The organism is Mycobacterium sp. E2462 (genome assembly GCF_001672685.1).
Classification (GTDB): domain Bacteria; phylum Actinomycetota; class Actinomycetes; order Mycobacteriales; family Mycobacteriaceae; genus Mycobacterium.
The window spans coordinates 1-11,931 of sequence record NZ_LZKC01000040.1 but is presented as its reverse complement, the minus strand read 5'-3'; the positions used below and the strand labels follow the sequence as shown (position 1 = coordinate 11,931).

Annotated in this window: 10 protein-coding genes and 1 pseudogene; 6 read left to right on the top strand and 5 right to left on the bottom strand. The window is 67.4% G+C overall.

The features are described from left to right. On the bottom strand, positions 1–349 hold a 349-nt coding region (locus A5714_RS02360), incomplete at its 3' end, for a VOC family protein (protein WP_068282358.1). 909 nt (positions 350–1,258) lie between these two features. On the opposite strand from A5714_RS02360, the gene A5714_RS02355 reads away from it, so the two are divergent. Both A5714_RS02355 and A5714_RS02350 read left to right on the top strand, forming a co-directional pair. Beyond that, positions 1,259–1,681 (top strand): MmpS family transport accessory protein, encoded by a 423-nt coding sequence (locus A5714_RS02355; RefSeq protein WP_197502696.1) that lies wholly within the window; start codon positions 1,259–1,261, stop codon positions 1,679–1,681. Further along, positions 1,678–4,611 carry an RND family transporter gene (locus A5714_RS02350; protein ID WP_068282355.1) on the top strand — a complete coding sequence of 978 codons (2,934 nt, stop codon included), beginning with the start codon at positions 1,678–1,680 and terminating at the stop codon, positions 4,609–4,611. Before A5714_RS02355 ends, A5714_RS02350 begins: the two co-directional genes overlap by 4 nt. Positions 4,612–4,670: 59 nt before the next feature. Here A5714_RS02350 and A5714_RS02345 read toward each other — a convergent pair whose 3' ends face one another. Together A5714_RS02345 and A5714_RS27535 are read right to left on the bottom strand one after the other, a co-directional pair. Then, on the bottom strand, positions 4,671–5,075 hold the full coding sequence (locus A5714_RS02345; RefSeq protein WP_231975724.1) for a hypothetical protein: 405 nt from the start codon (positions 5,073–5,075) through the stop codon (positions 4,671–4,673). 114 nt (positions 5,076–5,189) lie between these two features. Then, positions 5,190–5,345 (bottom strand): annotated as a pseudogene (locus A5714_RS27535) (TetR family transcriptional regulator); the annotation flags it as partial. A 63-nt stretch (positions 5,346–5,408) separates the two neighbouring features. On the opposite strand from A5714_RS27535, the gene A5714_RS02340 reads away from it, so the two are divergent. Beyond that, positions 5,409–6,935, top strand: a complete 1,527-nt coding sequence (locus A5714_RS02340) for an alpha/beta hydrolase family protein (protein ID WP_369829416.1) — start codon at positions 5,409–5,411, stop codon at positions 6,933–6,935. 17 nt (positions 6,936–6,952) lie between these two features. Here the strand turns inward: A5714_RS02340 and ychF are convergent, their stop codons facing one another. After that, positions 6,953–8,026 carry a redox-regulated ATPase YchF gene (gene ychF, locus A5714_RS02335; RefSeq protein ID WP_068282346.1) on the bottom strand — a complete coding sequence of 358 codons (1,074 nt, stop codon included), beginning with the start codon at positions 8,024–8,026 and terminating at the stop codon, positions 6,953–6,955. Between the two features lie 129 nt (positions 8,027–8,155). On the opposite strand from ychF, the gene A5714_RS02330 reads away from it, so the two are divergent. Beyond that, positions 8,156–9,409: a DUF6542 domain-containing protein gene (locus A5714_RS02330; RefSeq protein WP_197513515.1), complete on the top strand. Its 1,254-nt coding sequence runs from the start codon at positions 8,156–8,158 to the stop codon at positions 9,407–9,409. 9 nt (positions 9,410–9,418) lie between these two features. Here the strand turns inward: A5714_RS02330 and A5714_RS02325 are convergent, their stop codons facing one another. Beyond that, complete coding sequence (locus A5714_RS02325) at positions 9,419–10,417, bottom strand: 4-hydroxy-3-methylbut-2-enyl diphosphate reductase (RefSeq protein WP_068282343.1); 999 nt, start codon at positions 10,415–10,417, stop codon at positions 9,419–9,421. Positions 10,418–10,506: 89 nt separating this feature from the next. On the opposite strand from A5714_RS02325, the gene A5714_RS02320 reads away from it, so the two are divergent. Next, positions 10,507–11,097 carry a lipid droplet-associated protein gene (locus tag A5714_RS02320; RefSeq protein ID WP_068282341.1) on the top strand — a complete coding sequence of 197 codons (591 nt, stop codon included), beginning with the start codon at positions 10,507–10,509 and terminating at the stop codon, positions 11,095–11,097. Then, positions 11,094–11,931 (top strand): exodeoxyribonuclease VII large subunit (gene xseA, locus A5714_RS02315; protein WP_068282361.1); only part of this gene is annotated, 838 nt, incomplete at its 3' end. The genes A5714_RS02320 and xseA, both read left to right, overlap by 4 nt.

The following is an 11,931-nucleotide window of genomic DNA, read 5'->3' as shown; positions in this document are numbered from 1 at the left end:
TGACGAGGTTGCCATCGGGATCGCGGAACAATAGTGCGCGGTTGCCCCACGGCATCGTCGTCGGCTCCGTCACCACCTCTGCGACGCTCTCGCGCAACCGCTCGTACTCCGCGTCCACGTCGTCGACGATGAACTCCACAATGGCGCTGCGATTGGCGGCCGGCTCCGCTGAACCGGCACCGAACAGCGGCACCGTCTTGTCGCTGCCGATCGCCAGGGTGCCCACCGGCGTGGGGATTTCGGCGAACAGCTCGTTGCCCCACACCGCCGGTGTCGCCGTGACCAGCTCATAGAACGCCACCAGCCGGTTGACGTCGCCGGTGATGATGCGTGTCGACACGAATTTCACGAAACCTCCTTCAGGTCGTTCCCTTCAGAGGCAACCTAGGGGCGGGCACCGACAAGTGTGGGCGGTCGGCCGCGTGGTGACTTGGCGCCGGAGGAACCGGACTTGCGGACGACCGCGTGCGGCATTAATCGGATATCGACGGTTCCGCGCTTGGGCTAAATGGCCGTCGATCGGTGAGGGGCGCGGTCACCGCACAGGTCGGCGATGATCCTTCTTTTTCGCATGGGTCGAACAGGCATGCGTCATTTCGCAGTGATAGCGGCTGCTGCATTCGTGCGAACAATAATTCGACGCGGACGGAAACCACGCCGGGTCGGAAAGGTCGCGCCATCGGTCGTGCGGATCGAAAGTGTGGCCGCAGTGTACGCAGGTCTTCACCTTCGTAGCCATGCGATTAGGGTACGCGCGCCGGTCCCCATTCGCGGCGTTTTCGATCGATGCCAACAATCGAGGCGTACACACCAAACCGCGCACCCCATTCGAGGAACGCACTCACCGGGCTAGCGAATTACTTTTTGCAACTAAGCCGCTTGTTATCGCCTTGCATAAACAGTGCGTCATTAAATAACCGGCGCGTCAATTTGAAGCGATGGCCCCGCATTTCCAGCCGACACGGCGGTGCCTGCCCGCTGCATGCCGCACTCCACCCGCCGGGCGGCACGCCGGCCGTGCGGGATGAGTCGACCGGCGTCATCACCGAGCAAACGGATCGTGCGGCGCGCGAGCCGCTGCGCCGTCGCGGCCCTGGGACGCGGGGTGGGCCGAATGGCCGGAAATCGGCCGGGCGTGGCAGGAATTAACTCGGGCGTGCTGGCGTTCGCCTTGCCGTGGCGCACGCGACGAAATGTGTTGATAGATGAAATGTCTTAACATCAGCCCGTCGGGCAACGGTGATCGGGGAAAACGGTGTTGACAGTTCTCAAGCGGGCGTGGGTTGCCCTAGTGGTGCTCGTGGCAGTCATCGTCGGGGGCGTCGCCGTGGACCGCCTCAGCGGTGTCTTCCCAGGCCCAGGCCTACCGAAACCGGATCCGCGTGATGCGACCCCGCCCTACGCGGCGAAGACCGCCATTTACGAGATCCTGGGGCCACCGGGGACCACCGGCGTCGTCAACTGGATGGATGCGGAGTCACTGCCGCAGAAGGCCAACTTCACCACGTTGCCGTGGTCGACGACGATCGTTGCCGCGATGCCCGGCATCTTCGCCTACGTCGTCGCCCAGGGCGACAGCCCCTCCATCGGCTGCCGGATCACGGTCGACGGCAAGTTGGTCGATCAGCGGCAAGCCGAAACGCGCAATGCGGCGGTCTCCTGCCTGGACAAGTCCGCATGACGGACAACACGAGCGACACGGACAGGATCCCCGTTTCCCAGCGCACCGAGGTCGAGCGCACACCGCGGATCGCGCGCGCCATCCGGGTGCTCAGCCTGCCCATCGTGGTGGTGTGGGTCCTGCTGGCCATCGGCGTCAATGTCTTTGTGCCGCAACTAGAAAAGGTCGCCGAGGAGATCTCCGTCCCGCTCTCGCCGGCCGATGCGCCGTCGGTGACCGGGATGAAGCACATCGGCGAGAAGTTCAAGGAGTACGACTCCGACAACCTCGTCCTGGTGACCCTGGTCGGCGACAAACCTCTCGACGCGGACGCGCACCGGTTCTACGACGACCTGGTCAAAAAGATCCAGGCCGACCACGAACACGTCGAGCATGCGCTGAACTTCTGGGGGCAGCGGTTCACCTCCTCAGGTGTGGAGAGCTACGACCACAAGGCCGCCTACGTCCAGGTCAACCTCAAAGGCGATCAGGGTGGGGCGGTCGGCGACGAATCCGTTGCCGCGGTGCGCAAGATCGTCGCGGACGCCAAGCCGCCGGCCGGCGTAAAGGCCTACGTCGCCGGCCAGGGGGCGCTGACCGCCGACGTGATCGTTGTCGGTGACAAGAGCCTGGCCAAGATCACGCTCATCACGGTCGTCATCATCGCGATCATGCTGATGTTCGTGTACCGATCCATCGGCACCGTATTGCTGACCATGTTCATCCTCTTCATTGGGCTGCTGTCTGGCCGCGGCGTGGTGTCGCTGCTGGGCGAAACCGGCGTCATGGGCCTGTCCACCTTCGCGGTGAACCTGCTCACCTCACTCGCGATCGCGGCGGGTACCGACTACGCGATTTTCATGGTCGGCCGCTACCAGGAGGGCCGTGAACGCGGTCTGGACCGGGAAGCCGCCTACTACGACACGTTCGCCGGTGTGAGCAAGGTGGTGCTGGGCTCCGGTCTGACCATCGTCGGGGCGCTGGCCTGCCTGAAGTTCACCCGGCTGCCCTACTTCAGTTCGTTGGCGTTCCCGTGCGCGGTAGGACTGCTGGTGGTGGTGGCCGCCGGGGTCACGCTGACGCCCGCAGTCATCGTCATCGCCAGTGCATTCGGTCTTTTGGACCCCAAGCGCAAGTTCAACTACACGCGGTGGCGCCGCCTGGCGACGGCCATCGTGCGGTGGCCCGCGCCCATCCTCGCGACCTCCGTCATCCTGGCCATCGTTGGTGCCCTGGGTCTCGCGGGCTTCACCCCGCGCTACAACGACCTGTACTACCTGCCGAAGAGCGCGGCCTCGGTGCAGGCGTACGACGCGGCCGATCGACACTTCACCCAGGCCCGCCTGAACCCGGACCTGCTGATGATCGAATCGGACCACGACCTGCGCAATCCCCGAGACATGCTGGTTCTGGACAAGGTTGCCGGTGCCATCTTCCGAGTGCCGGGCATCGAACGGGTGCAGAGCATCACCAGACCGCTCGGCCCTCCGATCGAAGACGGGTCCATTCCGTTCCAGCTCAGCGTGCAGAGCGCGCCGATTCGCGACAACCTCAATTATCTGAGAGACCGTGTCGGCGACATCAAGAAGATCACCGGGTTCCTCGACACCCAGATCTCATTGCTGGAACGCCAGTACGCGATTACCCAGAAGCTCGCCAACGCGACGGACGACAGCGCAAAAACGACGGCGGAGACCGCCGCGATCACCGACGAAATCCGCGACCACATCGCCGATTTCGACGACTTCTGGCGACCGATCCGCAGCTACTTCTACTGGGAGAAGCACTGCTACGACATCCCGATCTGCTGGTCGCTGCGAAGCCTGTTCGACGCGCTGGACGGGTTTGATCAGCTCGCCGAGAAGTTCCACGCCCTCACCGGCGATCTCACCAACACGGCCGCGGCCACGCGTGAATTGTTGGCGATCATTCCGGAGAACATCGCCGTGTCGAAGGCGATCCGCGATACGACGCTGACCATTTACAGCTCGTTCGACAGTCTGATCGACCAGTTCGACAAGCTGACTGACACCAATGCCGTGATGGGCAAGTCGTTCAACGACGCTCGGGTGGAAAGCCTGTTCTACCTGCCGCCGGAGATCTTCCAGAACTCCGACTTCCAGTTCGGGTTGAGCCTGATGGTGTCGCCCGACGGGAAGGCCGCGCGCTTCATCATCACGCACGCCGTGGACCCGGCGACCGCGGAAGGCATCAAGTCCGTCGAGCAAGAGCGCAACGCGGCCAAGGAGGCGCTGAAGCTCACCTCGCTGGAGAACGCCGACATCTACCTCGGCGGCACCGCAGCGACATTCAACGACATCGCCACTGGCGCTTGGTATGACCTGCTGATCGCCGCGGTGGCATCGATCGTGCTGATCTTCATCATCATGGTGATCGTCACCCGCGCACTGGTAGCAGCAGCCGTCATCGTCGGCACGATCGTGCTGTCACTGGGCGCGGCGTTCGGATTCTCGACTTTGATCTGGCAACACCTCGCTCACTTCCAGTTGCACTGGGTGGCAACGGAATTCGCTTTGATCGTGCTCTTGGCGGTGGGGTCCGACTACAACCTGATGCTGGTGTCGCGAATCGAAGAGGAGATCGGGGCCGGCCTGAACACCGGGCTCATCCGCGGGGTCGGCGTGACGGGCCCGGTGGTGTCCGCCGCCGGTGTGGTGTTCGCCGTCACGATGGCCGCGATGCTGTCCAGCGATCTGCGGGCGATCGGTCAGTTCGGGTCCACGATCGGTATCGGTCTGATGTTCGACACATTCGTCGTTCGTACGCTCATCACGCCGTCGATCATGACGGTGATGGGACGCTGGTTCTGGTGGCCGAAGCGGGTCCGGGTCCGCCCGGCCAGCCAGATGCTGCGCTCCATCGGGCCGCGCCCGCTGGTTCGCGCGCTGCTGCACCAGCCACGACCCCCGGACGCGACGCCGGTCGCCTAAGCGCGGCCCCAACGTCACCCTGGACGGGCAGCGCTGAGCGTCACCTACGCGCCGCTATGTCACGAGGTGGCCAGCCTGGTGATGCCGCCGGCGACGAAGCGCAGCAGCGCACGGTGGCGCTGGTCGGTGTCGTGGGCGCGCAGGCGGCCCCGGCTGAGGCTGTCGAGGCGCAGGTTGTTGGAGTACGTGTGCAGCGTGGCGGCGACCATGTGCAGGTAGGCGTCGTGAATGGCGGCCTCGTCGGCGGCCGGGAACAACGCCTGCAGGGCGGCGATGAAGTCGGCGGCGATGGCATTGAACTCGTCGGCGATCAGCGCGCGGATTGGATGTCCGGAGTTGGCGAGTTGAGCGATCAGACGAAAGTAGTTGTCCCAGCACGGGTCACCGGCCCGCTGGCGCATCGGTTCGGTGAACGCGTCGATGACGGCGGCTAAGCGCCGGTCCCGGCTGCCACGCGCGGGCAACGCCGCGAGGTGGTCGCGGCGCTCATGGTTGAGCGGTTGAATCCGGCGCAGGACGACGGCGCGGAACAAGCCTTCTTTTCCGCCGAACTGCTCACTGATTGCCGCCAATCGGGCGCCTGCATGGTCGGTGATCTCGCGGACGCTGACACCGAAATAGCCGCGGTCGGCGAACAGCTCTTCGGCACTGTCGAGCAATCGACGCCGGGTGTCGGGGCGACCGGTTTCACGCGCGGCGCCGGCGCCTCGCCCGACCGGCGCAGGTCCACTCACGGCTCGACGGCTCGGTGCCGGTGCTGCCGATATGAACGGGTCATCCCAGACGCCTCCTCACTGATGCGTGGAACGGTTGTTCCGAGAATCGTCTCGACGATGTTACTGTCGGAACGACTGTTCCGGCGGGCCGCATCGGCCAGGCGGCGCCGACGCGGCGCGGCGGGCACAGCACGACCGCCGCACGAAGAAAGGACGGCGCCGATGGCCGAGGCAACCTTGAGGCACAAGCTCTTCGTGACAGCCTGCGCGATCACCGGCACGACCAACCTGGCAGCCCGCTGGTGCGGGGCGGCGCCCTTCCTGCCCAAGCTGTTCGTGCTGCGGTACGCCAACATGGGCGGGCTGCACCCACCCGACTTCGCGCAAGAGCTCAGGGCGGCACGGTCATTCCGCGACGACCGCTGGTGCGCTCACTGGGATCGGATCGCCGAACAGCATGCCGAACGAGCCGTCGCGCTACTGCGCGACCTCGCCAAGACGGAGTCCTGCGCGGTCCCCGCCATTGGCGGGCCGGTCACGCTCACCGAAGAACAGGTCGCGGCGCTGACAGATTTGATCAGCCCGGGTGCGGTGCTGTTCGCCGACAACGGGCCCCAGCCCAGCGAGGCGGCGATCATCGAACTCGTCGATAGGTACGCCCAAGCCGACGACCGCCGGCGCACCGCACGGGCGTTTCGGGCGATCGATGCGTGGACGAAGGCCATCACCTACTACCAAGTCAGCGCCTTCCCCGGCCACAGCGCCCGTCGTATGCAGGCCTACTGGCGCTCGCGGCATCTCTTCGACGCTTTGGTCGCCGCGATCGCGCCCGCCATCGACCTTCGTGTCGAGCGTCTCGCAATCCCCACCCCCGACGGCGACACCGTGCGGGGCTGGCTCACCCTGGCGCCGGGGCACGGTCCACAACCGGTGGTCCTGACCACCAACGGTCTGGAGGGGACCGTCGCGGAGTTAGCCGTGGGGTTGCTGCGCTACCGCGCTGCCGGATTGGCCATGTTCATGATGGAGATGCCCGGCACCTACGCCTACGCCAAACCGATGGGCCCCCAATCGGAACGGACCTACCGCCGGGTCATCGACCACTTGGCCGCCGACCCACGTCTCGACCCCGACCGGATCGCCATGGTCGGCGTCAGCTTCGGCGGTTACTGGGCCGCGCGCATGGCCGCCAACGACGACCGGCTGGCCTGCGCAGTCGCCTGCGGTGCCCCGACTCACCACTCATTCAACGGCGGCGCCTTGGGCATCCCGCACATCATCATCAGCGCGCTGGCGGACACCCTCGGAGCCACCAACCCGATCAAGCTGGCCCGCGCCTTGAGGGCGCTCTCGATCCGGGATCGACTGCCGCACATCACGATTCCGCTGCTGGCCATCAACGGCGAGCACGACACCCTGCTCAGCACTCAAGACACTGTCGACCTCGCCGACACAGCGCCTAACGCCACCCTGCTGCTTTACCCCGACGACGACCATTGCGCCATGGGCCACTACCGGCAATGGCTCGACCACTCCCAAGAGTGGCTCCGGAAACACCTCGTGCCTGCCGACGGCGCAGCATCGGAGGACCTCGACATCGGCCGGTGACAACGCCGAGTCACCGACTACACGTTGAACCGGAACTCGACCACGTCGCCGTCGGCCATCACGTAGTCCTTGCCCTCCATGCGCACCTTGCCGGCCGCCTTGGCGGCGGCCATCGATCCGGCGGCGATCAGGTCGTCATAGGACACGATCTCGGCCTTGATGAAACCCTTCTCGAAGTCGGTGTGGATGACGCCGGCCGCCTTGGGCGCGGTGTCACCCTGGTGAATCGTCCACGCGCGCGCCTCTTTCGGGCCCGCGGTGAGAAACGTTTGCAGTTTGAGGGTGTGGAAGCCGGCCCGGGCCAGCGCGTCGAGGCCACGCTCGGTCTGCCCGATCGACTCCAGCAGCTCGGCCGCGGACTCGTCGTCGAGCTCTTGCAGTTCCGCCTCGATCTTCGCGTCCAGGAACACCGCGTCGGCGGGAGCGACCATCGCGGACAGCTCGGCCTTGCGCGCATCGTCGGTCAGCACCGCTTCGTCGGCGTTGAAGACGTAGAGGAAGGGTTTCGTCGTCATCAGGTTCAGCTCGCGCAGCGGGTCGGCGTCGACACCGGCCGCGAACAGCGTCTTGCCGGAGTTGAGCACGGCCTCGGCGGCGACGGCCGCCTCGTGCACGAGCTTGCGGTCCTTGTTGTTGCGGGCTTCCTTCTCCAGCCGCGGAACCGCCTTCTCCAGGGTCTGCAGGTCGGCGAGGATCAGCTCGGTCTCGATGACCTCGATGTCGGAACGCGGGTCGACCTTGCCGTCGACGTGCACCACGTCGTCGTCGGCGAACGCCCGCACCACCTGGCAGATGGCGTCACATTCGCGGATGTTGGCCAGGAACTTGTTGCCCAGCCCGGCGCCCTCGGAGGCGCCCTTCACGATCCCCGCGATGTCGACGAACGTGACCGGCGCCGGCACGATGCGGTCGGAATTGAAGAGCTCGGCCAGCTTGTCCAGCCGGGGGTCGGGCAGCGAGACCACGCCCTCGTTCGGCTCGATAGTCGCGAACGGGTAGTTGGCCGCCACCACGTTGTTACGGGTCAGGGCGTTGAAGAGCGTGGATTTGCCCACGTTGGGCAGGCCCACGATTCCCAGGTTCAGGCTCACAGGGACCCAAGTCTAGGGCTCGCGGCGGACCACGCGCGCCGGCCGGCGCCTGAAACGAGCGCGTGGCACGCCCGGCATCGCTACGAGGTATTTACGGGCCTTTGGGCCCATTCCCGGTACGGTCTAGATGTGTCAGTCCAGCGGGCCAGGTCGGCGGTTGAGGTAAACCACCGCTCGATCCACCCAAACATCGCCGGTGTGCAGTCGTGGATCGCGCTGCTCATCGCCGTCACCGCCACCGCCATTGGCTACGGCATCGACGCCGGCATGGGTCACAAGGAGCTGACCCACGTCTTCGCCGGCTTCTATATCGCCGGCTGCCTCGCGGCGGTGCTGGCGGTGCGTCAGGACGGCATTTTCACGGCGATCATCCAGCCGCCGCTGATCCTGTTCGTGGCCGTGCCCGGCGCGTACTGGCTGTTTCACGACGGCAAGGTCGGCCGGCTCAAGGACCTGCTGATCAACTGCGGATACCCGCTGATCGAGCGCTTCCCGCTGATGCTGGGCACCGCGGGTGCCGTGCTGCTCATCGGGTTGGCCCGCTGGTACTTCGGGATGTCGGAGCGCACCTCGCCGTCCGGCGCGTCGAAGACCTCATCCGATGCGACGGCCGCGCCCGCCGAGGTGAAGTCCTTCTTCAGCGGGATCGGCGCGAAGCTGCAGTCGCTGGTGGGCGCGGAGGCCGAGGACGACGCCACCGACGCCGAGGAGGCCCCCGCCGCCCAGAAGCGGCGCGGCCGCACGGGGAGCACCTCCACACGTGCGAGCCGCAGCACCCGCGGGGACCGCTCCACCGCCCGCTCCAGCCGCACCCGCTCCAGGCATGCCCGGCCCTCGCTGGACGACGGAGCGGAACCGGACGGTCGGGAAGAGCGTCCGAGGCGGTCGAGCCGGCGCAGCGCGACCACCGGCCGCGACTACGGCACGGCGCGCGACGGGTCCGACGCGGCCCGCCGACCGCGGCGCCGTCCGCGCCCCGGTGACGACGCCGACGCGACCGGCCAGCCGCCCCGCGACCGCGACGGGCGCCGCGAGCCGCGGACCCGGCGCAGCCCGTACGAGCGGCCCTACGAGCAGTCCTACGAGCCGAGGTCGCGCAGCAGCCGCTTCGACGGCTACGCAGACGGCTACGGGGACAAATACGGCGACGGTTACGGTCAGCCCGAGCGCCCCAGCCGGTACGACGACCGCGACCGCCCGGAGTCGTCGTACGAGCCGCGGCGCCGGCGGCCGTCCACCAACGGCACCCACCACCCCGTCTCGCAGGTGCGCTACCGCGGGGCGGGCTCTTCGGACCCCGGCGCCGAGCGCCGCGGCCGGTCCCGCACGCCCGGCAGGTCGCAGGCGCGCCCGCCCGCCGAATCGTGGGAGTACGACGCCTGAGGCGTTGAGTTAGAGCAGCGACCTGATCTCGCGCGGCAACGCGAACACCAGCGTCTCCTGTGCGGTGGTGACGGGCTGGACCACGTCGAAGCCGGATTCGGCGAGCCGCTCGAGCACGCCGCGCACCAGCACCTCGGGCACCGAAGCGCCCGACGTGACGCCGACGGTCGTGACGCCCTCCAGCCAGGCCGGGTCGATGTCGTCGGCCCAGTCGACGAGGTGCGCCGCCCCGGCGCCGCCGCCCAGCGCGACCTCCACCAGGCGTACCGAGTTCGACGAGTTGCGGGATCCGACGACGATCACCAGCTCGCATTCCGGGGCCATCGCCTTGACCGCGACCTGCCGGTTCTGCGTCGCATAGCAGATGTCGTCGCTGGGCGGATCCTGCAGCTTGGGGAAGCGTTCCCGCAGCTTCGTGACGATCTCCATGGTCTCGTCGACCGACAGCGTGGTCTGGGACAACCACACCACTTTGTTCTCGTCGCGGACCGTCACGTTCGCCACCGACGCAACCCCGTCGACGAGCTGGACGTGCTCGGGTGCCTCACCGGACGTGCCGATGACCTCCTCGTGGCCCTCGTGGCCGATCAGCAGGATGTCGTAGTCGTTGCGGGCGAACCGGCGCGCCTCGTTGTGCACCTTGGTCACCAACGGGCACGTGGCGTCGATGGTGTGCAGGTTGCGTTCCGCGGCGGCGGCGTGCACGGTCGGCGCGACGCCGTGCGCGGAGAAGACCACGATGGCGCCCTCGGGCACCTGGTCGGTCTCCTCGACGAAGACGGCGCCGGCCTTTTGCAGGGTGTCCACGACGTGGCGGTTGTGGACGATCTCGTGGCGCACGTAGATCGGCGCACCGTGCTTTTCCAGCGCCCGCTCCACGGTCTCGACGGCCCGATCCACACCCGCGCAGTACCCGCGCGGCTCCGCCAGGAGCACGCGCTTGCGGGTGGGTCCGACGGCTACCGAGCTGGATGCGCCGGGAATCCCCATGTCAACAGTCGGCGGCATGCCGTCCAGGGTACGTTCTGCCGACACGGGGTTGCCAGCTCGCGCGGGCGGGCTTGGACTTAGCCGCCGGTTAAGGCAATCTTGGACCCATGGCTGCTGCACCGTTTGGAGTTCGGCTTTTGGTCGGCGCGGCGACAGTCGCTGTCGAGGAGACCATGAAGCTGCCGAAAACCATCTTGATGTATCCGATGACGTTGGCCAGCCAGGCGGCGCACATCGTGATGCGGGTTCAGCAGAACATCGCCGAGCTGGTGAACAAGGGCGACAGCACCCTCGAGACCATCTTCCCGCCCAAGGACGAGAAGCCGGAATGGGCCACCTTCGACGAGGACCTGCCCGAGGGCGCCACCCCGGCGGCGCTGCCCGAGGGCGGTGAGGCAGAGCGCCGCGGCGAGGGCCGGTTCGCGCTGTACTCGGTGGCCGACGCTCACGAGGACGCCAGCGCGCTGGTCCGGCCCGCCCGGCAGCCGAAGAAGTCCGCGGCCGCCGACGTCGCGCAGCCCTCGGTGGTCAGCGAGCTCGACTATTCGACGCTGACGCTCGCCCAGCTGCGGGCCCGCCTGCAGTCGTTGAGCGTCGAGGAGCTCGAAACCCTGCTGGCCTACGAGCAGGCCACCAAGGCCCGGGCGCCGTTCGAGACGCTGCTGGCCAACAGGATCACCCGCGCGAACGCGAAGTGACCCCAGCCGCAACCTCCGAACCGAACTCCGCCCAGAACCCGTTTCCGGTGCGCGCGGTGGCGGTCCGCGTCGCCGGCTGGATCGACCGGCTGGGCACCGTGTGGGTGGAGGGTCAGCTGGCCCAGATCAGCCTGCGGCCCGACGCCAAAACGGTGTTCATGGTGCTGCGCGACCCGGCCGCCGACATGTCGCTGACGGTGACGTGCCCGCGCGACCTGGTCCTCAACGCGCCGGTACAGCTGGCCGAGGGCACCCAGGTGGTGGTGTGCGGTAAGCCGTCCTTCTACACGGGCCGGGGCACCTTCTCGTTGCGCCTGTCCGAGATCCGGGCCGTCGGCATCGGTGAGCTGCTGGCGCGCATCGAGCGGTTGCGTCGGCTGCTGGACGCCGAAGGCCTGTTCGACAACCGCCTCAAACGACCGATCCCGTTCCTGCCCAACATGATCGGGCTGATCACCGGCCGGGCCAGCGCCGCCGAGCGTGACGTGCGGTCGGTGGCGACCGGCCGCTGGCCCGCGGCCCGATTCGCGGTGCGCAACACCGCGGTCCAGGGCCCGAACGCCGTCGCGCAGATCGTCGAGGCGCTGGCCGCGCTCGACGGCGACGCCGACGTCGACGTGATCGTGATCGCCCGCGGCGGCGGTAGCGTCGAGGACCTGTTGCCGTTCTCCGACGAGACGCTATGCCGCGCGATCGCGGCCTGCCGCACGCCGGTGATCAGCGCCGTCGGTCACGAACCCGACAACCCGCTGTGTGACCTGGTCGCCGACCTGCGCGCCGCCACCCCCACCGACGCCGCGAAGCGGGTGGTGCCCGACACCGCGGCCGAGCAGC

Coding starts and splice junctions, on each gene's coding strand:
- A5714_RS02350 (WP_068282355.1), top strand. CDS start 1,678: ATGACGGACAACACGAGCGACACGGACAGGATCCCCGTTTCCCAGCGC.
- A5714_RS02340 (WP_369829416.1), top strand. CDS start 5,409: ATGCGTGGAACGGTTGTTCCGAGAATCGTCTCGACGATGTTACTGTCG.
- A5714_RS02325 (WP_068282343.1), bottom strand. CDS start 10,417: ATGCCGCCGACTGTTGACATGGGGATTCCCGGCGCATCCAGCTCGGTA.
- A5714_RS02320 (WP_068282341.1), top strand. CDS start 10,507: ATGGCTGCTGCACCGTTTGGAGTTCGGCTTTTGGTCGGCGCGGCGACA.